General features: G+C 69.6%; 21 protein-coding genes and 1 pseudogene. 13 read left to right on the top strand and 9 right to left on the bottom strand.

The window, feature by feature from the left end:
- The 4 genes from mmsA to ACZ7LS_RS03585 all read left to right on the top strand — a co-directional run bounded on the left by mmsA (nt 1) and on the right by ACZ7LS_RS03585 (nt 7,533).
- Complete coding sequence (gene mmsA, locus ACZ7LS_RS03600) at nt 1–1,500, top strand: CoA-acylating methylmalonate-semialdehyde dehydrogenase (protein WP_385136313.1); 1,500 nt, start codon at nt 1–3, stop codon at nt 1,498–1,500.
- 498 nt (nt 1,501–1,998) lie between these two features.
- Nucleotides 1,999–3,840 carry an asparagine synthase (glutamine-hydrolyzing) gene (asnB, locus tag ACZ7LS_RS03595; protein ID WP_385136316.1) on the top strand — a complete coding sequence of 614 codons (1,842 nt, stop codon included), beginning with the start codon at nt 1,999–2,001 and terminating at the stop codon, nt 3,838–3,840.
- Nucleotides 3,841–4,039: 199 nt separating this feature from the next.
- Nucleotides 4,040–6,676, top strand: coding sequence for an alpha/beta fold hydrolase (locus ACZ7LS_RS03590; RefSeq protein ID WP_382521521.1), 2,637 nt, complete (start codon nt 4,040–4,042; stop codon nt 6,674–6,676).
- Entirely contained in the window at nt 6,673–7,533 is an 861-nt protein-coding gene (locus ACZ7LS_RS03585; RefSeq protein ID WP_382521523.1) for an ABC transporter permease, read from the top strand. The genes ACZ7LS_RS03590 and ACZ7LS_RS03585 overlap by 4 nt, the downstream gene beginning before the upstream one ends.
- 43 nt (nt 7,534–7,576) lie before the next feature.
- On the opposite strand, the pseudogene ACZ7LS_RS03580 reads toward ACZ7LS_RS03585, so the two are convergent.
- Both ACZ7LS_RS03580 and ACZ7LS_RS03575 read right to left on the bottom strand, forming a co-directional pair.
- A pseudogene (locus tag ACZ7LS_RS03580) lies at nt 7,577–8,128 on the bottom strand (transposase); the annotation flags it as partial.
- A gap of 221 nt (nt 8,129–8,349) precedes the next feature.
- The gene (locus ACZ7LS_RS03575; protein WP_382521525.1) at nt 8,350–9,210 is read right to left on the bottom strand and encodes an enoyl-CoA hydratase/isomerase family protein; all 861 of its coding nucleotides are present in this window, start codon (nt 9,208–9,210) and stop codon (nt 8,350–8,352) included.
- 155 nt (nt 9,211–9,365) lie between these two features.
- Between ACZ7LS_RS03575 and ACZ7LS_RS03570 the strand changes: the two genes are divergently transcribed.
- Nucleotides 9,366–9,983: a TetR/AcrR family transcriptional regulator gene (locus tag ACZ7LS_RS03570; protein ID WP_385136320.1), complete on the top strand. Its 618-nt coding sequence runs from the start codon at nt 9,366–9,368 to the stop codon at nt 9,981–9,983.
- A 148-nt stretch (nt 9,984–10,131) separates the two neighbouring features.
- Here ACZ7LS_RS03570 and ACZ7LS_RS03565 read toward each other — a convergent pair whose 3' ends face one another.
- Complete coding sequence (locus ACZ7LS_RS03565; protein WP_240045880.1) at nt 10,132–10,842, bottom strand: helix-turn-helix domain-containing protein; 711 nt, start codon at nt 10,840–10,842, stop codon at nt 10,132–10,134.
- A 294-nt stretch (nt 10,843–11,136) separates the two neighbouring features.
- Here ACZ7LS_RS03565 and ACZ7LS_RS03560 point away from each other — a divergent pair, with 294 nt between their 5' ends.
- Entirely contained in the window at nt 11,137–11,598 is a 462-nt protein-coding gene (locus tag ACZ7LS_RS03560) for an anthrone oxygenase family protein (protein WP_382521533.1), read from the top strand.
- A 122-nt stretch (nt 11,599–11,720) separates the two neighbouring features.
- Here ACZ7LS_RS03560 and ACZ7LS_RS03555 read toward each other — a convergent pair whose 3' ends face one another.
- A complete protein-coding gene (locus ACZ7LS_RS03555; RefSeq protein ID WP_385136324.1) occupies nt 11,721–12,416 on the bottom strand; it encodes an ATP-binding protein in 696 nt (231 codons plus the stop codon).
- A gap of 136 nt (nt 12,417–12,552) precedes the next feature.
- Here ACZ7LS_RS03555 and ACZ7LS_RS03550 point away from each other — a divergent pair, with 136 nt between their 5' ends.
- The 3 genes from ACZ7LS_RS03550 to ACZ7LS_RS03540 all read left to right on the top strand — a co-directional run bounded on the left by ACZ7LS_RS03550 (nt 12,553) and on the right by ACZ7LS_RS03540 (nt 14,617).
- Nucleotides 12,553–13,413, top strand: a complete 861-nt coding sequence (locus ACZ7LS_RS03550) for a helix-turn-helix domain-containing protein (protein WP_382521539.1) — start codon at nt 12,553–12,555, stop codon at nt 13,411–13,413.
- On the top strand, nt 13,413–13,646 hold the full coding sequence (locus ACZ7LS_RS03545) for a DUF397 domain-containing protein (protein ID WP_382521542.1): 234 nt from the start codon (nt 13,413–13,415) through the stop codon (nt 13,644–13,646). Before ACZ7LS_RS03550 ends, ACZ7LS_RS03545 begins: the two co-directional genes overlap by 1 nt.
- A gap of 152 nt (nt 13,647–13,798) precedes the next feature.
- Nucleotides 13,799–14,617 carry an SAM-dependent methyltransferase gene (locus ACZ7LS_RS03540; RefSeq protein ID WP_385136327.1) on the top strand — a complete coding sequence of 273 codons (819 nt, stop codon included), beginning with the start codon at nt 13,799–13,801 and terminating at the stop codon, nt 14,615–14,617.
- Between the two features lie 73 nt (nt 14,618–14,690).
- Here ACZ7LS_RS03540 and ACZ7LS_RS03535 read toward each other — a convergent pair whose 3' ends face one another.
- Nucleotides 14,691–15,707: a phosphotransferase enzyme family protein gene (locus tag ACZ7LS_RS03535; RefSeq protein ID WP_385136330.1), complete on the bottom strand. Its 1,017-nt coding sequence runs from the start codon at nt 15,705–15,707 to the stop codon at nt 14,691–14,693.
- A 387-nt stretch (nt 15,708–16,094) separates the two neighbouring features.
- On the opposite strand from ACZ7LS_RS03535, the gene ACZ7LS_RS03530 reads away from it, so the two are divergent.
- Nucleotides 16,095–16,583, top strand: coding sequence for a hypothetical protein (locus tag ACZ7LS_RS03530; RefSeq protein ID WP_382666178.1), 489 nt, complete (start codon nt 16,095–16,097; stop codon nt 16,581–16,583).
- Nucleotides 16,584–16,705: 122 nt separating this feature from the next.
- Here the strand turns inward: ACZ7LS_RS03530 and ACZ7LS_RS03525 are convergent, their stop codons facing one another.
- Together ACZ7LS_RS03525 and ACZ7LS_RS03520 are read right to left on the bottom strand one after the other, a co-directional pair.
- On the bottom strand, nt 16,706–16,876 hold the full coding sequence (locus ACZ7LS_RS03525; RefSeq protein ID WP_382521551.1) for a hydrophobic protein: 171 nt from the start codon (nt 16,874–16,876) through the stop codon (nt 16,706–16,708).
- A gap of 150 nt (nt 16,877–17,026) precedes the next feature.
- On the bottom strand, nt 17,027–17,437 hold the full coding sequence (locus ACZ7LS_RS03520) for a fasciclin domain-containing protein (protein WP_382521554.1): 411 nt from the start codon (nt 17,435–17,437) through the stop codon (nt 17,027–17,029).
- Between ACZ7LS_RS03520 and ACZ7LS_RS03515 the strand changes: the two genes are divergently transcribed.
- Complete coding sequence (locus tag ACZ7LS_RS03515) at nt 17,409–17,759, top strand: hypothetical protein (RefSeq protein ID WP_385136333.1); 351 nt, start codon at nt 17,409–17,411, stop codon at nt 17,757–17,759. The genes ACZ7LS_RS03520 and ACZ7LS_RS03515 overlap by 29 nt on opposite strands.
- A 234-nt stretch (nt 17,760–17,993) precedes the next feature.
- Here the strand turns inward: ACZ7LS_RS03515 and ACZ7LS_RS03510 are convergent, their stop codons facing one another.
- Together ACZ7LS_RS03510 and ACZ7LS_RS03505 are read right to left on the bottom strand one after the other, a co-directional pair.
- Nucleotides 17,994–19,151 (bottom strand): lysylphosphatidylglycerol synthase transmembrane domain-containing protein, encoded by a 1,158-nt coding sequence (locus ACZ7LS_RS03510; protein WP_385136336.1) that lies wholly within the window; start codon nt 19,149–19,151, stop codon nt 17,994–17,996.
- 203 nt (nt 19,152–19,354) lie between these two features.
- Nucleotides 19,355–20,344: a DUF4158 domain-containing protein gene (locus ACZ7LS_RS03505; RefSeq protein ID WP_385136339.1), complete on the bottom strand. Its 990-nt coding sequence runs from the start codon at nt 20,342–20,344 to the stop codon at nt 19,355–19,357.
- Between the two features lie 186 nt (nt 20,345–20,530).
- On the opposite strand from ACZ7LS_RS03505, the gene ACZ7LS_RS03500 reads away from it, so the two are divergent.
- Both ACZ7LS_RS03500 and ACZ7LS_RS03495 read left to right on the top strand, forming a co-directional pair.
- Nucleotides 20,531–21,058: a hypothetical protein gene (locus tag ACZ7LS_RS03500; protein WP_385136340.1), complete on the top strand. Its 528-nt coding sequence runs from the start codon at nt 20,531–20,533 to the stop codon at nt 21,056–21,058.
- Nucleotides 21,059–21,435: 377 nt separating this feature from the next.
- Complete coding sequence (locus ACZ7LS_RS03495; RefSeq protein WP_382970051.1) at nt 21,436–21,765, top strand: chaplin family protein; 330 nt, start codon at nt 21,436–21,438, stop codon at nt 21,763–21,765.
- Nucleotides 21,766–21,781 lie beyond the last annotated feature (16 nt).

Genomic DNA, 21,781 nt, shown 5'->3' with positions numbered 1-21,781 from the left:
ATGAAGACCGTCAACCACTGGATCGGTGGCAAGACCGTCGAGGGCGCGTCGGGCAACTGGGGCCCGGTGACCGACCCGGCGACCGGCGCCTTCACCACACAGGTCGCGCTCGCCTCCGCCGAGGAGGTGGACAGCGCGGTCGCCGCCGCGAAGGCCGCGTACGCCACCTGGGGGACCTCGTCCCTCGCCCAGCGCACGGGCATCCTCTTCCGCTACCGCGCGCTGCTCGACGCCCGCCGCGACGACATCGCCGCGCTGATCACCGCTGAGCACGGCAAGGTGCACTCGGACGCGCTCGGCGAGGTCGCCCGGGGCCTGGAGATCGTCGAGCTGGCGTGCGGGATCACCACACAGCTCAAGGGCGAGCTGTCCACACAGGTCTCCAGCCGCGTCGATGTCTCCTCGATCCGTCAGCCGCTGGGCGTGGTCGCGGGCATCACGCCGTTCAACTTCCCGGCGATGGTGCCGATGTGGATGTTCCCGCTGGCGGTGGCCTGCGGGAACACCTTCGTGCTCAAGCCCAGCGAGAAGGACCCCTCGGCGGCGAACCTGCTGGCGGAGCTGGCCGCCGAGGCCGGGCTGCCCGACGGTGTGCTGAATGTCGTGCACGGCGACAAGGTCGCGGTGGACGCGCTGCTCGCGCACCCGGATGTGGCGGCGGTGTCGTTCGTCGGCTCCACCCCCATCGCCCGCTACATCCACACGACGGCCTCCGCCAACGGCAAGCGCGTCCAGGCGCTCGGCGGCGCCAAGAACCACATGCTGGTCCTGCCGGACGCGGACCTCGACGCCGCCGCGGACGCGGCGGTCTCGGCCGCCTACGGTTCCGCCGGTGAGCGGTGCATGGCGATCTCCGCCGTCGTGGCGGTGGGCGCGATCGGTGACGAACTGGTCGCCAAGATCCGTGAGCGCGCCGAGAAGATCAAGATCGGCCCCGGCAACGACCCGGCCTCCGAGATGGGCCCGCTCATCACCAAGGCCCACCGGGACAAGGTCGCCGGCTATGTCACGGGCGCGGCGGCCCAGGGCGCCGAAGTCGTGCTGGACGGTACGGGGCACACGGTCGAGGGCTTCGAGGAAGGCCACTGGATCGGGCTCTCGCTGCTCGACAAGGTTTCCACGGACTCCGACGCGTACCGCGACGAGATCTTCGGCCCGGTACTGGTCGTGCTGCGTACGGAAACGTACGAGGAGGGCGTCGATCTGATCAACGCCTCGCCCTTCGGCAACGGCACGGCCATCTTCACCCGCGACGGCGGCGCCGCCCGCCGCTTCCAGCTGGAGATCGAGGCCGGCATGGTCGGGGTGAACGTACCGATCCCGGTGCCCGTCGGCTACCACTCCTTCGGTGGCTGGAAGGACTCCCTCTTCGGCGACCACCACATCTACGGCAACGACGGCGTGCACTTCTACACGCGCGGCAAGGTCGTCACCACCCGCTGGCCGGACCCGTCCGAGGCCCCGGCGGGCGTGGACCTCGGCTTCCCGCGCAACCACTGACACACCGCTCCCGGCTCCTGAGCGCGCCCGTGGCCCGTACGACGTCCCGCGTCGTACGGGCCACGGGCGTTCACCACGTTCACCACGTTCACCACGTTCGCCCGCCTGCCCCGCCTGCCCGCTCCGCCCGCTCGCCCGGCCGCCTGTTCGCCCGCCCCCACGCACGGGTGTGGCCGACGGCCGGTTGATGAAGTCTTTGCCCGTGGCCCGATCGTGCCGCCCTCTCCGGCGCGGCGCGCCACCACGGCCGTGGTGGCGCGCCAAATCCGGGTCCAGACGGATTCATTACCTTCGCGGCGTACGGCTGAAAGCGCCCGCTTCGCGTAACCGGTCGCCGGGCCACCGCGTTGACCGAGCGCAGTCGTATGACTCACGCTCGTTACATAGGTGCTGGATACAACTGATCTGGCCCGGTGCCCCGTCCTGCCGTGAACCCCAGGCTTGTCCACGGTCTCTGACCTGGCGCTCCGGCCTGGGATCGGAAGCAGGAGGACACACATGTGTGGCATCACCGGCTGGGTCTCCTACGACCGTGATCTGCGTTCCGCGTCCGAAACATTGGATGCGATGACGGAAACCATGTCCTGCCGGGGTCCCGACGACCGCGGCACCTGGATCAGCGGCCCCGCGGCCCTCGGCCACCGCCGGCTGGCGATCATCGACCTGCCGGGCGGCCGTCAGCCCATGACGCTCGACACCCCGCAGGGCCCTCTGGTCCTCGTCTACTCCGGCGAGACCTACAACTTCACCGAACTGCGGCGCGAACTGACGGGCCGCGGACACCGGTTCATCACCGACTCCGACACCGAGGTCGTCCTGCACGGCTATCAGGAGTGGGGCGCGGCCATGGCGGAACGCCTCAACGGCATGTACGCCTTCGCGATCTGGGACGGGCGCGACGACACGCTCGTGATGATCCGCGACCGGATGGGCATCAAGCCCTTCTACTACTATCCGACCCCCGACGGTGTGCTGTTCGGCTCCGAGCCCAAGGCGATCCTCGCCAACCCGCTGGCCCGCGCCCGCGTCCGGCTGGACGGACTGCGCGAACTCTTCGCCTTCGTGAAAACGCCCGGCCACGCCGTGTGGGACGGAATGCGCGAGGTCGAGCCCGGCACCGTACTGACCCTGAGCCGGAGCGGGCTGCGCCGGCAGGTCTACTGGTCGTTGCGGACCCGCCCGCACCCCGACGACCGCGACACCTCGGTGGCGCGGGTACGCACCCTTCTCGACGACATCGTGCGGCGCCAGCTCGTCGCGGACGTACCGCGCTGCACGCTCCTCTCCGGCGGCCTCGACTCCTCCGCGATGACGGCGCTGGCCGCGCGCCAACTGGCCGAGACCGGCGAGCGCGTCCGCAGCTTCTCCGTCGACTTCGTCGGCCGTACCGAGAACTTCGTCGCCGACGAACTGCGCACGACCCCGGACACCCCGTTCGTCCACGACGTCGCACGCGCGTCGGGCACGGAGCACCAGGACATCGTGCTCGACTCCCAGACCCTGGCCGACCCCGAGGTACGCAGCCGGATGGTCCGGGCCCGCGACCTCCCCATGGGCTTCGGCGATCTGGACTCCTCCCTCTACCTCCTCTTCCGGGCCATCCGGAAGCACTCGACCGTCGCGCTCTCCGGCGAATCGGCCGACGAGGTCTTCGGCGGTTATCTCCAGTTCTTCGACGAGGAGGCGAGGCACGCGGAGATGTTCCCGTGGCTGGTACGCCTCGCCGACCACTTCGGCGACGACGCGGACGTACTGCGCACCGACGTGAGCACGGTCGTGAACCTGCCGGACTTCCTCCGCGAGAGCTACACGACGGCCGTCGCCGGCATCGAACGCCTCAGCGGCGAAAGCGACTTCGAGTACCGGATGCGCAAGATCTGCTACCTCCACCTGACCCGTTTCGTACGGATCCTGCTGGACCGCAAGGACCGCGCGAGCATGGCCGTCGGCCTGGAGGTCAGGGTGCCGTTCTGCGACCACCGGCTCGTCGAGTACGTCTACAACGCCCCGTGGTCCCTGAAGTCCTTCGACGGCAGGGAGAAGAGCCTGCTGCGGGAGGCGACGGCCGACCTGCTGCCGAAGTCGGTGTACGACCGGGTGAAGAGCCCCTACCCCTCCACGCAGGACCCCAAGTACGCCGTGGCCCTCCAGGAACACGCCAAGGACCTGCTCTCCCAGCCGTCCCACCGGGTCTTCGACCTCGTCGACGCCGACCGGGTCCGACGAGTGACGGAACGTGACACGCCGCAGATCACCCAGGCATCGCGCCGCGGCCTGGAACGCACGCTGGACCTGGCGATCTGGCTGGACCTCTACAACCCGGAGATCACTCTGACCTGAGGACCCGGCCGGGGTCCGGGCACGGGGGTACACGGACGAAGTGGGCCGTGTCCGTACGGGACTCTCGCGCCACGCCCTGCGCCCAGGGCCCGCATACCGCGTCTGGTGTACGGCGGGGCGCCCCGTACTACCCCGGGATGCCTTCGAGTTCCGACCGGTGTCCGTACGGCCGGGGCCGGGGCCCGTTTAGGGTTCAAGCATGGAGCTACGAACCCCCCGCCGGTTTCGGCTGCGCGCGCGATGGCTCGCGGGCCTCGGCGTAGCCGCTGTGCTCGTCGGAGCCGGGACCTGGACCGCCGTCGCCTCGGACGGTGCGCCCGCCGTGCACCGCACGGACCAGGTGCTGTCGATGGACGGCGCCCGGATCGACACCTCGTACTTCACCGCGGGCAGCGGGCGCCGGCCGGCCGTGCTGGTCGGGCACGGCTTCGGCGGCAGCAAGGACGACGTACGGGCCCAGGCCGAGAAGCTCGCCCGGGACGGGTACGCGGTGCTGACCTGGTCGGCGCGCGGTTTCGGGAAGTCCACCGGCGAGATCGGGCTCAACGACCCCGACCACGAGGTCAAGGACGTCTCGCGGATGATCGACTGGCTCGCCGCCAGACCCGAGGTGCGGCTCGACGCGAAGGGCGACCCCCGGGTCGGGGTGACCGGCGCCTCGTACGGTGGTGGCATCTCGCTGCTCGCCGCCGGATACGATAAGCGGGTCGACGCGATCGCCCCGCTGATCACGTACTGGAACCTCGCCGACGCGCTCTTCCCCGACGGCGTCTTCAAGAAGCTCTGGGCCGGGATCTTCTTCTCCACCGGTGGCGGCTGCCAGACGTTCCAGAAGGAACTCTGCGACATGTACCAGCGGGTCGCCGTCTCCGGGACACCGGACGACGCCGCTCGCGAGCTCCTGGAAGAGCGCAGCCCGTCCGCCGTCGGCGACCGTATCGATGTGCCCGCGCTGATCGTCCAGGGCCAGACCGACTCCCTCTTCCCGCTCGGCCAGGCCGACGCCATGGCGAAGGCGATCAGCGCCAACGGCGCACCCGTCGACGTCGACTGGATGGCGGGCGGGCACGACGGCGGTGACCCGGAGACCGGCCGCCTCCAGGGCCGGATCACCTCCTGGTTCGACCGTTATCTCAAGGACGACAAGGGCGCGGACACCGGGCCCGCGTTCCGCGTCAGCCGGACCGGAGGCGTCGACTCCACCAATGGCCGGGCCCTGTTGCGCGGTGCGACCAGCGACCGCTACCCCGGCCTGGCGAGCGGCACCACCGGCGTCCCGCTCAGCGGCGGCACCCAGACCTTCGCCAACCCGGCGGGCGGCAGCCCGCCGGCCATCTCCGCCGTACCGGGCGTCGGCGGCGGACTCTCGCAGCTCTCCTCCCTCGGCGTCGGGCTCTCCCTCGACTTCCCCGGACAGCACGCGCGTTTCGACTCCGCGCCCCTCGACCGGTCGTTGCGGATCACCGGCTCGCCGACCATCCGGGCCACCGTCAGCTCCGACAGCGGCGACGCGGTGCTCTTCGCCAAGGTCTACGATGTCGGGCCCGACGGCCGCCAGCAGGTGCTGCCCTCGCAGCTCGTCTCGCCCGTACGGGTCGAGGACGCGGCCAAGGGCAGGACGGTGGAACTCACACTGCCCGCCGTGGACCACCAGGTCGTGCCGGGACACCGGCTCCGGGTCGTCCTCTCCGCCACCGACCTGGGCTACGCCTCACCCGCCGCCCCCGCCACCTACCGGGTCTCCGTCGACGGCCCGCTGACCGTACCGACCGTGCCCGCGCTCACCGCCGGATCCACCGCACTGCCCTGGTGGACCTGGGGGCTGCCGGCCGCCGGCGTACTGATCGCGGCCGCACTGCTGCTCACCGCCCGGCGCCGCACCAGCGCCCCCGCGCCCGATCCCGCGCTCGCCGAGGTGCCACTGCGGATCACCGGCCTGACGAAGCGGTACGCCGGGGCCGCCGACCGCTACGCGGTCCGTGATCTCTCCTTCCAGGTCGAAAAGGGCCAGGTCCTCGGCCTTCTCGGCCCGAACGGCGCGGGCAAGACCACCACCCTGCGCATGCTGATGGGGCTGATCAGCCCCGACGCCGGCGAGATCCGTGTCTTCGGGCACGCCATCAGGCCGGGCGCTCCGGTGCTCTCCCGGGTCGGCTCGTTCGTCGAGGGCGCGGGCTTCCTGCCGCATCTGTCGGGCCGGGCCAACCTGGAGCTGTACTGGCAGGCCACCGGCCGGCCCGCCGAGGACTCCCATATCGAGGAGGCCCTGGAGATCGCCGGACTCGGCGACGCGCTGGCGCGTGCCGTACGCACGTACTCGCAGGGCATGCGGCAGCGGCTCGCGATCGCCCAGGCCATGCTCGGCATGCCGGATCTGCTGATTCTCGACGAACCGACCAATGGCCTCGACCCGCCCCAGATCCGCGAGATGCGGGACGTGATGATCAGGTACGCGGCCGGCGGCAGGACCGTGATCGTCTCCAGCCACCTCCTCTCCGAGGTCGAGCAGTCCTGTACGCATCTCGTCGTCATGCACCGTGGGCAGCTCATCCAGGCCGGCCCGGTCGCGGAGATCACCGGAGCGGGCGACACCCTGCTCGTCACCACCGCCGAGGAGATGCCGGAGCCGGTCGTCGGGAAGATCGCCGCGCTGGCGGGCATCGGCTCGGCGGTCCGCACGGACGACGGACTCGGTCTGCTCGTACGGCTCGACGGGGCGAGCACCAACGCCCTGGTCACGGAGTTGATCCGGCTGGATGTCCCGCTGACGGGTGTCGGACCGCACCACCGCCTTGAGGACGCGTTCCTCACCCTGATCTCAGGAGGCTCCGCATGAGCGCGCTGATGGAATCGGCCCCCGGCTACCGGGCCGGGCGCACCCTGCCGCTGCGGGTCGAGGCGCTGCGGCAGCTGAAGCGCAGACGGACGCTGGCGATGGGCGCCGTGCTCGGCGTCCTGCCCTTCGTCCTCATCGTGGCCTTCGCGATCGGCGGTACCCCGGGCGGCGATGGCGGCAACGACCGGGTGAACCTGATGGACACCGCGACGGCCTCCGGCGCCAACTTCGCGGCCACCTGTCTCTTCGTCTCCGCGGGCTTTCTGCTGGTGGTGCCCGTCGCGCTGTTCCACGGAGACACGGTCGCCTCCGAGGCGAGCTGGTCCTCGCTGCGGTATCTCCTCGCGGCGCCCGTCCCCCGGGCCCGGCTGCTCTGGAGCAAGCTGGCGGTGGCGCTCGGCATGAGCGCGGCGGCGATGCTGCTGCTGCCGCTGGTCGCCCTGGCGGCGGGCACCGCGGCGTACGGCTGGAAGCCGCTCGAACTGCCGACGGGCGGCTCGCTGGCCATCGCCGACGCGCTGCCCCGGCTGGGGCTCGTCGTCGCGTTCATCTTCGTCTCCCAACTGGTGACCGCCGGCCTCGCCTTCTGGCTGTCCACCAAGACCGACGCACCACTGGGCGCGGTCGGCGGGGCGGTCGGACTGACCATCATCGGTAACGTGCTGGACGCCGTGACGGCGCTCGGTTCCTGGCGGGACTTCCTGCCGGCGCACTGGCAGTTCGCCTGGGCGGACGCGCTTCAGCCGCAGCTGGAGTGGAGCGGCATGGTGAAGGGCACCGCGATCTCGGTGACCTATGCCGTGGTGCTGTTCGCGCTGGCTTTCCGGGGCTTCTCGCGCAAGGACGTGGTGTCCTAGCCGGGACTTCGGACTGAGAGGTGGCGCGGAAAGGGGTGCGGGATGGCCGGCGGTTCGGGCGTTCGTCCCAGCGGTGAGTCATCCATGCTCGCCGGATCAGGCTGCGCACGGTGATGATCGTGTCGGTAAGGTCGAAGAATGCGTTGACGACGGGGGCGCGCCGCTCGTAGCAGCGGGCGAGCCGGTGGAAGGCGTTCTGCCATGCATGGGTGCGTTCGACGTGCCAGCGCTGACTGGCCTGGATGGGCGCCTTCTCGCCTTTGTGCGCGATGCGGCCGTGCAGGCCGCGTTCGTCGAGCATCGTGCGGGTCTTGTTCGAGTCGTAGCCGGCGCCCAGGTGGACGGTGACCTCGTCGGGCAACGGACCCAGGTCGTTCAGGCGGTCCAGGGTCGGGGCGAGCAGCGGGGAGTCATGGCAGTTGGCGCCGGCCAGAACACGACCCAGTGGAATGCCGTATCAGTCCGTCATGCCCGAGCGTTTCAGGCCCTGTTCGCCGCGGTCGACCGGGGAACGCCCGGCCACCTCACCGCCTCCTGGAGCTTTGGTGACGGAGCCGTCTATGGCGATCTGGTCGAGGACGAGACCGACGATCCGGACCGCGCCTGTCCGCGCGGCCGAACAGCGTTGTCAGGCTTACGTCTACTCGCGCCATCCACTCCCCTGCCCACCGTTTCCGGCGCTTCAGTCGGTCATGTTCCCGACAGGCCCGGCGAACCAGGGTGGTCGACCTGACCACTCGACAACGCGCGTGCCGGCAATGGCTGAGGAATTCTTCCCACGGAGCCTCTGCGCACGGATGGCGAGAGCTTGGGCACTCAGATGCTGTTGGCGATGCGCTCGTGGTCCCGTTCGCCCTCGCGGGTCTGGATACCAGCGGCGAGCAGCTTGTGGGCGAGCTCGGTGACCTCATCGCCGAACGCCGCGAACAGGCCCTCGTTCTCAACGGCGTACGCCGCACGCGGAATCGGCGGCGCGACCGCGTCGACCGCAGCCTTCGTGATGGAGATCACCTCCGGCCGGAGGCCGGCGATCCGTCGGGCGAGGGTGTCGACGAAGGAGTCGAGTTCTGCGGCGGGCAGGGCACGGTTGATCAGGCCATACCGTTCCGCGAGCTCCGCGCCCACGAGTTCGGCGCCGAGGATGAGCTCCAGCGCGCGGGCCCTTCCCGCAAGGCGCGTCATGTTCACCGTGCCGCCGCCTCCGGGGAGGATCCCCATCAAGGACTCCGGCTGCCCCTGCCCCGACTTGCCGATCGCCGCGAATCGCATGTCCAAGTACATGAAGAACTCGTTGCCCGCGCCGCGCGCGAAGCCCGCCAGCTTGCCGATGGTGACCTGCGGCAGCGAGCGGACCTCCTCGCTCATCGCCTGGAGGATGTTCAGGCCTTCCGGGACGGTCGAGCCCGGCGCGGCCGCGATCGCGGCGCGAGTGGCTGCAGGCAGCGCGTCAGGGTCGGTGAGGTAGGCCATGTCACCGTGCGCAACGAAGAACTCCGGGTCAGCGCTCTCGAAGACAATGACGCGGACGTCGGCGTCGTCCCGCACACGCGCGACGAATGCCCGGAGTGACGGCAGGAGGACCGCGTCCATCAGATTGAGCGGCGGGTGATCGATGGTCACCGTCGCGACCCCGTCCGAGACGTCGATCGTCAGGGCGGGAAGGTCTTCGTAGCTCATGAGGTGGCTCCATATCGCGGTAAGGGGACGGCCCGTGACCGGGCAGCCGACTGGGGACAGTGTCGCGAATCTCAGCATCGTGACTGACACTGAGTATCAGATTAGAAACCTGTATCCGAAGAAGCAAACGAGTGTGTCGGAGTACACTCGTCCCCATGAGCGCAGCGCGAGTCGGTACCCGTGAGATCAGCCGCCACGCGGTGCGAGCAGAGCTGGCCCGCGTCGCGTTCAACCGGTTCTGCCTCACCGGCTTTAACCAGGTCACCTTCGCCGACCTCTCCGAAGCCGCCGGAGTGTCGCGGAGCACCTTCCTGCGCTACTTCGGCACCAAGGAAGACGTGGTCCTGTTCGTCTTCGACCCTGTCGGTGACGTCATCACTGACGCGCTCGATACCGAGCGGGCCAACCAGGACGACTGGAGCACACTGCGCAACGCCCTGGAGTCAGCCGTGAGGTTTCTCGTGCGCGACGTCCAGGAACTCGTGACGATCCTCGGCCTCATCGAGCAGACCCCAGCCCTGTGCGCACGCCTCCGCGAGAAGCAGGCTGAATGGCGACCAGAGATCGTCGCCCGACTGCAGAAGACAACCTCCCCGACCGACGGGTCATCGATCATCGCCAACGTTCGCGTAGCGGCGGCGCTCGAAATCTTGTGGATCGTCCTCGGGCAATGGAGTGCGAGCGACGGCCAGGAGGACCTCGGCAAACTGCTGGACGCCGCGTTCGCCGCCTTCTCGACTCCGGCATGCCAGGAGACGGACGCTCCGTTGTAAAGGGCCGAAGCGGACGGTGTCCACGCTCAGCCGTGCGGGGCCGCCGAGGCCCCCACAGCACCTATCTGCGCGACCTCTGAATCGTCCGGGTCCGCCCCCTCCACCTTCGTCCCCGTCCAGGTCCGCCCCCGTCCAGGTCCAATCCTCTCTAGATCCACCCCCGTCGAGCCGCTTCCGCACCCGCCCGGAAGCGGCTCGTCGTGCCGAGGGCGGTGAGCAGATCGCCCACCCGGCGGCTATACGTACGGCTCGACATGCCCAGCCGCGTCGCCGCCGTCTCGTCGGTCAGCCCGGCGAGCAGCGCCTCCAGAACGGGCCGCAGATGTCCCGGCAGGCCCCCGGGCGAGGGGACCGCGGCCGTCGGCAGTTCCTCGCCCGTGTCCCACCACGTCTGGTGCGTACGGACAAGGGCCTGCACGACCACCGGATCGCGGATCAACAGCAGCCCGTGGTAGTGGAGTTGGAGATCGAGCGGGACCGCGGCGACCGAGCGGTCCACCAGGATCATCTTGAACGGGATGGAGTCCGTCTGCCTGGCCCGGCCGGGCAGATCGCGGGGGAGTGGGTAGGAGAGCCCGGCGAGCCCGTGGCGCGGCACGATCCTGCGGACGCCGACCGCGCTCGACCTCCCCCGCGCTCTGCCTCCCGGGCCGCTGTCATGCCAGCTCTGCTCACCCGCCGCTCGCACACAGGCGCCGGCGAACTCAAGGAACTGCTCCGGGATGCACTGCCCCAGACAACTGCCCGGATCATCGAAGATCAACAACTCTCTGCGGGCGGAACGGACCAGGGCGGTCAGCGTCGCCGTCACCTCCCGCACTCCCTGGATCGGCCGGCCGGGCGGATGGGGCGTGTCCACCACGTCCTCCCGCGCTCCGCCCACCGGCAATGTCGACCTGTTGAGCACAGAACCCGAAACCTCTGCCACGGCTGACCACCCCCGCCATCCCCTCGGAGCCGTACGCCACTCCATGTACGCACATCATTGCTCACCGTGACAAGTGTCAGTACGGAGAGTGGCGACTCCATGCCAGAGCCTCCACAACCGGCCCATATTCGCGCAGTCTGGGTGATCGGCGGCGATCGATGGGTGTGATCGAGAACCGTTCAAGAACCGTGCCCTGTCAGCCATTCCGTGCGCCATGATGTGCGCATGGCCACTCTGCTGCTCGCTCTCGCCGCGATCTCCACCGGTCTGTTCGCGGGGTACTTCCTGATCTTCCAGACCGGCATCATGCCCGCCCTGGGCCGGCTGAGCGACGAGCAGTTCGTCGCGGCCATGCGCCGGGTGAATGAGTACGTGCCCCGCCCCGTCTTCCTGCTGACCTTCCTGGCCGTGGTGGCGTTCCCGGCCGCCGCGCTCGCCGTACCCGTCGACGGGCGCTCGGACACCCAGCGCTGGCTCCTGGTGGCCGGACTGGTCTGCGCCGTCCTCAACCATCTGGTCACCATCGGCGGCAACGTCCCGCTCAACAACGCGCTGGCATCCGCCACTTCCTCACCCGACAGTGTGGCGCGCGCCGCTTTTGAGTCCCGGTGGAACACGCTCCACCTCATCCGCACGCTCTTCTCCGTCGCGGCCTTCGCGCTGGTGGTCGCCGCCGCTCTGGCCTGACGGGCCCGCGCCGCTCTCGCGTGCGGGTCGGCCGAGCCGACCCGGGGTGGCTGAGCCGACCCGAACGGCAGACCCCTGTACTGCCGGTCGGGCCGGCGACAGCCCTCGGCCCGACCGGCCGTTCAGATGCCGGACCTGTGACCGAGCGGGAGCATCGCCCAAACCGTGCGCCCCACCCCGCCCTCGCGGGATCCGACGCCCCACGCCTCGGCCAGACTCTCCACCAGCAGCAGCCCGCGCCCGTTCTCCGCGCGGGAGTCGGGGTTGCGGGGGCTGGGCGCGCCGTCGCGCGCGCCCTGGTCGTGGACGTCGAGCCGTACGTGCTCGGTCAGGAGCCGCACCTCACAGCTGACCAGAGCGCTGGCCGTGTGGAGCACGGCGTTGGTGAACAGCTCGGAGAGGACGAGGACCGCGACATCGCACAGGTCCGTGTGCAGTCTCCATCGCTGAAGCTCATCACGGAGCCAGTGCCGCGCTCTGGCGACGGAGTCCCGTCTGCTGGGAAGCGTGAAAGCGCTTCTGTGCGCGACGTACCGGCCGTGATCGCGTACGTCGTGATCGCGTACGTCGTGCCCGTGCGCGTCGTGTGCGTACGCGTCGCGTCCGTAGGGCTCGCGCCCGCACGTCTCGTGTCCGTACGCGTCATGACCATTGCTGTCGTGACAGTGCGTACGTGCGCGGAGGCCGGAGTCGGTTTCTTCGTCCAGTCGGCCGACCGAGGCACACCAGGCGCCCCAGGGGTGCCGAGCACGCGCCTGTAACTCCCCGGCGAGGGGCTGGGGTTGCTTGTGTGCACGGTGATCCGTGATGTGAGTCACGCGTTCACTATGAGCGCTGACGCTGACAGGCCGCAACTGATCGTTCTGATAATTTCACAATGCTCCACATCTCTCTGGATAGACCGCCGGTCACCTGTCAGACTTTGTGAGATGAGTCGACGTCAGGAGACCCCGCATGAGTGAGGCTCGTCCGGGTACCGCGCCCACCGTCCTGCGTATCGTTCTGGGCAAGCGGCTCGGGGCGCTTCGCGAGAAGGCGGGGGTGTCCCGGGAGGCGGCGGCGAAAGTCCTGGACGTCGCTCCGCTGACCATTCGGCGTATGGAGAATTCCGAGGTCAGCCTCAAACTCCCCTACGTCCTGCTGCTGTTGCAGGCGTACGGCGTCACGGAGAGCGAGGCCGAGGAGTTCACCGAGCTGGTCAAGGTCGCCAACAAGCCCGGCTGGTGGCATCGCTATCGCGACGCGCTGCCCGGCTGGTTCAGCGCGTACATCAGCCTGGAGGACCAGGCGAGCCTGATCAGGACGTACGAACCCCACTACGTGCCGGGCCTGTTGCAGACCGAGGAGTACGCACGCGGCGTGCTGCGGGTGGGCGCACACCGCAACGCCGAGGAGCTGGAACGGCGCGTCGCGCTGCGCATCAAGCGTCAGCAACTGCTCACCAAGGCCGACGCGCCTTTTCTGTGGATCCTGATGGAAGAAGCGGTCCTGCGCAGACCCGTCGGCGATCCGGAGGTGATGCGGGCGCAGGTCGACCGGCTGCTGGAAGCCACCGCGTTCCCCAACCTCACCCTGCAGATCATGCCGTTCGCGATCGGGCCGCATCTCGGGGCATTCGGACCGTTCCATCTCTTCCGCTTCGACATGCCCGAACTGCCCGATGTCGTCTATACCGAGAATCTCACCGGCGCCGTCTATATGGATCAGCGCCCCGATATCGCCGCCTATCTGGAAGTCCTGGACAATATGTCTGCCCGGGCGGCGCCCGTTGACGAAACCAGAGCTTTTCTCCAAGGGATACGCAAGGAGCTCTAATGCGGGAGATTTTCAACGGTATGCCGGCCGACGAACTGGGGACCGACGGCTGGGAGAAGCCATGGAGCGGTCCCAACGGCGGCAGTTGCGTCGAGACGAAGAAGGTCGACGGAGAGCGGGTCGCGATCCGTCAGTCCGCGGACCCGTCGGGGCCGACCCTGATCTGCACCGCGGCCGCGATGGCCGACTTCGTCGCCGGCGCCAAGAACGGCCTCGCCGACTTCCTCCTGTAGCCACCGCCTCTGTAGCCACCGCCCTCCGCCGTAGCCCCCCGCCGTAGCCACCGCCCCCTGTGGCCACCACCTCCCTCCGGACCCCCCCGACCCCCCTTCGGACACCCAGCCCCCCGATAAACCCCCCACGAGCAAGAAATGGACGGCCCCGCATGACGGACCTCGACCACCCGTCGGTAGACGAGATCGACACCAGCAAGCCCCACCCCGCCCGGATGTACGACTTCTACCTCAATGGCAAGGACTACTACGAGGCCGACCAAGCGGCCGCGGCCTCCGTCGAGTCGGTCTTCCCCACGGTCAAGATCTGCGCGCAGACGAATCGTCACTTCATGCACCGGGCGACCCGCTGGCTCGCGTCCGAGGCCGGCATCCGGCAGTTCCTGGACATCGGTACGGGTATCCCGACCCGGCCCAATCTCCACCAGATAGCGCAGGCGGCCGCCCCGGACTCCCGTGTCGTCTATGTCGACAACGACCCGATCGTCCTCCGGCACGCCGAGGCCCTGATGCGCAGCACGCCCGAGGGCCGTACCGCGTACATCCAGGCCGATGTCCGGGACCCGAAGACCATCATCGAGTCGGAGCGGCTGCGGCAGACGATCGATCTGACGCGCCCGGTCGCGCTGTCCCTCAACGCGCTGCTGCACTTCGTGCCGGACGAGTTCCGTCCGTACGAGACCGTCGGGTTTCTGCTGGACGCGCTGCCCTCCGGGAGCCACCTGGTCCTCTCCCACTGCACTCCGGACTTCGCCCCGGAGATGTGGGAGCGGGTGATCGGTGTCTACCACCGCGGTGGTATCCCCGCGCAGGTGCGCTCCCGGAGTGAAGTCCTCCGTTTCTTTGAGGGGCTGGATCTCGTCGAGCCCGGCCTCGCGGTGCCGCACCACTGGCGCCCGGACGGCGACCCGGAGGAGGGCGTCACCGACGAGGCGGTCTCGATCTACGCGGGCGTGGCGCGCAAGCCGTAGCGGTGGCGGGCGCCATGTGCCCGCGGTCGGGCCGTACGCGCGCGCCGTCCAGCCGTACATGCGCGCCGTCCGGTCATACGAATGTCCCCCAGGCGCTGTTCTCCAGGCGGGCCAGCGTACGGAGCCCCCGGGCCGTGACGTCGTGTTCGCCGTGGTCCGGGCCGTACGCGAGACAGCTCGCGGCGTCGAGCGCCGCCAGACATGGCAGCGCCTGGCGCTCCGCGTCGGTCAGCGGGCGGCCGTACCCGTGGAAGAACGCGGCGCGCAGATCGCCGCGGTCCTGCCAGGGGCCACAGGCCAGCCGGACGAAGTCCTGTACGGCGGGGGCGTAACGGGAGCGCTCGAAGTCGATGACCGCCAGCTGTCCCGATGGCAGCTGTCCCGATGCCGGCCGTGGCGCCTGCCGTCCCGACGCCTGTTGCCCCGATGTCCGCTGTTCCAGGGGCCGTTGCCCCGGAGTCCGCTGTTCCGGTAGCGCCTGGCCGGTCCACAGGGCGTTGCGCTCCTGGGCGTCGCCGTGGATATGGGCGGGGGCGAGCAGATCGGTCAGTTTCCGTACGTGGCCGGCCGCGCGGCGGACGAGCGCGCGCCGGCTCTCGGACATCAGGTCGGTGGCGCGCGCGAGATGGGTCTCGGCGTCGTCGGCCAGCCCCTCCAGCGCGGCCCTGGCCTCGCGCCGTCCGGCGCCCGGCATCTTGTCCGTGCCGTGCAGACGGCGCAGCAGGGCCCCGAACTGCCGGTGCGCGGAGCGGTGTGCCGGTCCGGGGAGAGTGAGTCGCGACACAGGGGTGCCCGGTACGGCGGTCAGCAGCAGGGCGAGCTGCCGGGCGTCGGTCTCGACGAGCCGCGGGGCGCGGCCGAACCCGAGGGCGGGCACCGCGGACTGGTATCCGAAGGTCTCCCGTTCGTAGAACGAGGCGCTCGCCGACTGCTTGATGAAGAAGCGCAGGCCGCGACTGTCGGTGACATCCCAGACGCGTGAGGACGCGCGCGGATGTGACGCGTCCTGTACGGCGGAGAGTGGCCCGACGACGCGTTCCGCCCATTCCCGCAGCGACGGCGGCAGGGGCTTGACGTGACCGTGACTCATGCGCCCCACCTCGGTGACGGTCGTGATGACAGGTCCGCGGGGGCCACAAAGGGAAGGACGGGAAGGACGGGAAGCGTGGGGAGGGCGGGAAGCACGGGGGGCGCGGGAAGAGGGACAGGAGCGAGGCGGGCGGGGGCGGGAACAGGTCGCATGATTCCTCCGGAGCGCAGGGCGTTGGGATGGGCGCCCGGACAACGGCCCTGATCAAGGGCGTGTAACGGGGTGCGCCGGGGGAATCATAGAACAGGCGTTCGACCTGGCGCGGACCGCCACGCGGCTTGATCTGCGCCGTTGACGGCCCGGGGGCGAAACGGGAGGCTCGGCGCGACAGCGTCCGGCGAGGGCCAATTCGGACCTCGGGTCGGCTGCAGGGGAGAGGCGGAGAAGATGGTTGAGCGAAGATTGTCCCGGTGGACGTCGGCGGTGGCGTTGCTCGCCGCCGGGGCGGTCCTGGCCGTCGGTACGGCGGGAGCGGCCCACGCGGCGGCAGGGACGGCCGAGGCACCGGCCGCGCGAGTCGTGACGTCGGGGAGCGTCACGTTCAGCAGCGATCCCACGCCGGAAGAGCAGGAGCGGCTCCGGCAGATCGCCGGCGCCATCTGGAATGACTCGCTGGCGGCCGGCTGGAACATGAACAGCGAGGTGGCGGAGATCCTCTCGACGGCCACCGGCGAGATCCTGAAGTGCTCCGAGGCCTTCGCTCTCGTTCCCCGGCCCGCGGGGTTCATTCCGGGTCTTGGCTATCTCGTCAACTACTGGAAGAACCTGCGCGACTACTTCCTCGTGGTCACCAAGGACCGGACGTACGGCGCCTGCGTGAAGGCGACCGCGCTGAATTACCGCTCCGCGATCGAAATGGCCTCGGCCGGAATCTGACGCACCTTCAACACAGTGGATGGGCGGGCCCGTTCTCCGGGCCCGCCCATTTCCGTTACACGACTCCGTCGCGCGATTCCGTCACGTATTTCCGTGCCGAGTCGAACGCCGTCGCCGTCTGTCTACCACCGGTACCAGCGGCCACGCTTTCCTCCTGCTGCCGTGGGGCGCACCAGGAATCCCAGCAGCCAGACGACCAGCACGATGACGGCGATCCACCACAGTGCCTTGAGCGCGAAACCGGCACCGAAAAGGATCAGGGCGAGCAGAAGAACGAGTATCAGGGGAACCATATCTATCAACCTCCAAGCAGCCGTCTTCCCCCAGTAATTCCGACCATGCGTGAAAAGGGGAACGGTTCTTCACGCCACCCCCTCACCGGTGTGGAAAGGGGGTGGCGTGGAGTGGAGGTCCGGGACGTGCGTACGGCCAGGCCGGAGGCCCTACTTCGGCGTCAGCACGGTGTCGATGGTGTACACCGTGGCGTTCTCCGTTTTGATGTTGCCGCACAGGATCTTCGCCGTGTCGTTCACCTTGAACGTACGGTCGGACCCCGAGGTGGAGAGGGTGGTGCCCTCCCAGGTCGAGAAGACGCCGTTGGGGAGCAGGTCGGTGGCGACCTTCTTCTCCGCCACGTGGTACTTCACGACCTTCCTGAGCTGCGCCTCGTTGTTCTTGATCTGGTCGAGTTGCGCCGTCGAGAGCTTCTTGAACGCCTCGTTGGTCGGCACGAAGACCGTGATGTCGTTCGCGGTGTTCAGCCTGTCGGTCAGCCCTGCCTTCTTCGCCAGGGAGTAGAACGTGCTGAAGTCCGGGTTGTGGGAAATGGCCGTCGCCACCTTCTCCGTGGCCATCTGGGCGAGGCTGCCGGTGCCGGTCTTCGGGATCGACGAGCAGCCGGGACCGAACGGGACGGCCGGGTTGGGCACCGCCGTCCTGCTCGGCGAGGTCGAGGGGCTGGGCGAGGCGGACGTGCTCGGCGACGTCGACTCGCTCGGCGACGCGGAGGCGCTGGGCGAGGTGGACTCGCCGGGCGACGTGGGTGTGCTGGGTGTCACAGGCGCGCTCGGCGGTGTGGGGGTGCCGGGCGCGGCGGGGTCGGCGAAGGCCTGGGGTGCCATGAGACCCAGGGAGACCGGGAGGGCCATCACGGCGGCAGCGGACACGACGGTGTGACGGATGCGGGAGGACTTCATGTTTCGATTCCTCTTCCTGTGGGAGGAGGGCCCCGGCTCGGGCCCGGGAGGCGTCGATGGCGGCCGGGGCGGCCGATCCTGCCGGTGGCGCGGGATGCCGGACGGGGCGTTGTCACCGGTCCGGCCTGTCATTCGGTCAAGCCACCGCATAAAGCGTAGCCACACCGGGTGGATTTGAGCATCTTGAGCCCCGTGACCAGGTCGGATGCCCGGATCAGGCGCGGCTGCCGGGGTCGGATTCGCCATCGGGCCCCTTGCCAGGGTCAGGCCCGCCGTCGGGGTCGGCTCCGGGACCGGCCTCGCCAACGGTTTCGGGACCGGCTCCGGCGTGGCCGCGACTCAGTGTCAGTGCGAGCCCGCTCGCCCAGCCGACCGGCTGGAGCGCCCAGTAACTCAGCACCCGGTACAGGATGGTGACGGCGATCGCCTGCTCGGCGCTCAGTCCGTACAGCACGAGCAGCGCCGTGAGACTCGTCTCGACCACGCCGAGACCGCCAGGCGTGAGCCGCAGACTTCCCGCGAACTGTGTCAGCGCGTAGACCGCGAGAACGCCGTGCCACGGTATGCCGATCCCGAGACTCCACACGCACGCGACCAGACACGCGAGGTCGAAACCCCAGTTGAGTACGGCGAGTGACGACGGCCACAGCCACGGGCGGATCCCCGGCCTGGTGGTACGGATCTGACGGCCCAGATGTGACAGTGCGCGCTCGATGTCCCACAGCCGCCGGGAACGCAGTCCGATCCGCTGCCACAGCCGCCGGGCCCGGCGCCTTACCCGGGGAAACCGGAACAGGGCGGCCGCCAAGCCCGCCACCAGAACCCCCACCACGGCGAGCCCGATGACCACGGGCCGCACCGCGGCCACCGGGCCCGAGGAGCCGGCCACCAGCACACCGGCCATCAACAGTACGAAGAGGCTCAGCCCGGACAGCAGCCCCGCGATCACCAGTACGGTCCCGGCGAGGACCTGCCCCGCGCCCCGGCGCCGGAACTGCCGGAACACCCACGCCGCCGCGAACGCCGCCCCACCGGGCAGCGCCCCCGCGATGGCGTTGGCCGCCAGCACGATGGCGCCGACGACCCGGAGCCGGATCCGCGCACCGCCCGCGCGCAGCAGCCAGTGCTGCACAGCCGCCAGGCAGGCCAGGGAAGCGGCCTCGAACCCGGCGGCGACCAGCAGCCGGGGCAGTCGGACGTCATCGATGAGATGGACGGCGGTGACCAGTTCGTGGCGCCGGGTGAGGGCGACGACCACGGCGGCCGCCACCAGCAGGGCGGAGACGGCCCACCAGAGCGGGCGTACCGACGCGAGTGCGGCGACCGGGGCGTGTCGCGAGGCCCCCTCGTGCCCCCCGGGGCGGCCCGCCACGTTTCCACGATACGACCGGGCCGACTCCCCGGCCCCGCCCGTACGCGCCGTCACCGGGGGAGGGGCTCGGGCGGCGGGACGGGCCCGGGCGCCCACGGGCGTCGCTCCGTAGAAAACGGCAGAAACGGCAGAAACGGCAGAAACGCCGAAGGCGCTGGAGACACCGGAGATACCGGAATCACCGGAATCACCGGAATCGCCGATCAGTCTGTTCTCGGCGTGCTCTTCTGACCCGGTCCGCGCCCCGATATGGAGATCAGCAGCTCCACCAGCGAGTCGGCGATCTCCCGTTCGCGCTGGTGCAGCAGAGCGGCCAGCAGCGTCACGCGCAGTGGCAAGGGGTGCGTCCGCAGGTGGGCGGGGGACTCCGCCTCGGCCCGCGCCCGCCATCCGGCCAGTACAGCGGGCGCGATGTCGCGGAACAGGTCCGGCGGCAGCCCTATCGCCCGGATCGCGAGGAGCTTGTCGATCTCCGCGAGCATCGTCCGCTGGTTGAGATCGCCCGGAGCCGGAGCAGGCCCAGGAGCGGCTTTGATCTCTCTCAGCCTGATCTCCCTCGGTCCGGTCTCTCCCAACGGCGGCGATTCGTTCCTGCTGTCCGCCGTCTCGCCCTCGCCCCCCTCGTCGCCCGCCTCGCCCTCGCCCACCAGAGAAACGATCCGCCTGATACCCGCCTCGGTCAGTCGCGAGGAGATCCTCGCCGTCAGGGACTCCTCGGCCGCCCGCAGAGCGGCTTTGACGATCCGGTCGCACCGGCCGGGCGTGGGCGGCTCGACGTTCTGGCCGCGTAAGCGCGTCAGTAGTTCCTCCCGCACCCGCTCCGGACGGCGTTCCTCGCGCGCGACATGCTCGGCGAGGTACGCCGTCAGCTCCTCCGCGTCCGCGACGGTGCATTCCCGAAAGCCGAAGTGCCGCCGGATCTGGGCGCGGTGGTACTCGATCGTGCGGCCCGTCCAGTCGTACGCGTCCAGCTCGGCGGCGGGTACCCGTACCTGCCGGGCGAGGAAGTCCACCGCCCGGTCGGGCAGTTCGGACCGGCCGCGGGGAAACCGGCCGTAGCACGCATGGAATTTGAGCAGCACGGCGAACCCCAGCCGCGTCGGGCCGCGTTTGCCGGAGACGAGTTTGCGCTCGTCCTCCAACAGCATCCAGTTTTCGGTTAGTTCATGAACATTCAACGAGGTACGGTCCACGATCGCCGATCATCCCTGCGGGCGTTCCGCGCACGCAATCGAACGACGCCACTCGTCCGGGGGGTGCGTGACGGTTTGCGGCTGGTGGCGGATTTTTAGGGGCAGTCTGTGCGGGCAGGCCGAAACCGGCCTTCGTGTGACAGCTCAGCCAACGTTCCAGCGCACTTGATCATGAGGAGTTTTCCCATGTCACAGCCGACGCCCGGCTACTACCCTCCCCAGCAGCCGCCGCCGGCCGGGTACTACCCGCCGCAGCCCCCGCCGCCCGGCTACTACCAGCCGCAGCCCGGGTACTACCCGCCCCAGCAGCCGCCGCCCGGCTACTACCAGCCGCAGCCGGGGTACTACCCCCCGCAGCAGCCGGTCGACCCCGAGGCCCCGCGGCCGAAGAAGTCCACGTTCCTCGAAGCGCACACGGTGAAGGGCAGCGCGCTCCAGGGCAAGGCGAGGGCGAAGGTCGAAGCGATCCTCACCGACGGCGACGGCCAGGGAATCCCGGATCAGCTGATCCACTTCTATGTCGCCACCGGCGGACAGGAGCTCGGCTCCGCGCGGACCAACGACCAGGGCAAGGCGTCGTTCGACAGCGGCACGCAGATCAGCGACCCCCAACTCATGGCCACCGCGATGGCGTCCGGCTACATCGCCGAGTTCAAGGGCAGCCGCGTCTACTACTCCACCGAGGCCAAGGGGAGCTTCAACGTCAGTCTCTAGTGGCCCCCGGCCGCTGAGTCTCTGAGCCGCTGAGTCTCTGACGGCCTCCGGCAGTGCGTGAGTCCGACTCCCCCCACCCACCGTCGGCTCGGCGCACTGGACCGTTCCTCGTAGCCCGCTGTCAGCCGGACAGCGGGCTACGGGCTGTGGTCGCGCCGGAGGGCGGGCGGGGCGCGGGGCCTGGCGAGTTCTGGAGGGGCCTCTTCCGCTACGTCCTGTGCATCCTGAGCGTCCTCAGCCGAGACGTGTCCGTACGTGCCCTGATGGAGGGGACATCGTTTACCGGGAAAGGCCCGGTTGACCCCCGGGTGTGATCTGAGCGGGCGTCGGCCATGGCCGCGCGCTGCTAGCGAGGACGGAGCGCCGTGCATACGCGATTGACAGAAGAACGTCCGGTGAACGAGGGCGCGGGGGACGGAAACGGCGGTGCTCGTCGCGTGGGACGGCGGGCGGCCGCGGTGGGAGCGGTGCTGGGGGCCGCGCTGGTGCCGGCCGGGGCGGCGCACGCCAACGTGATCGGTATCGGGAACGCGACGTTCGGCAATACGTGCGCCAACCAGGGCGGCGGCGCGCACACGGCCGGCGGCACGGTGGCCGGGAGCGGTGCGGTGAGCGGGAATCACGCCGCTCTTCCGCTGCATCTGCCGCGTAATCACTGCGGTAACAGCGGCATCATCTGCATCGCTGTGCTCCCGGCAGCCGACTGACTCCTGACCGAATGAG

This window comes from Streptomyces sp. NPDC039430 (assembly GCF_055639435.1).
The sequence above is the reverse complement of the archived record's forward strand: the minus strand, read 5'-3'. Positions and strand labels throughout refer to the sequence as shown.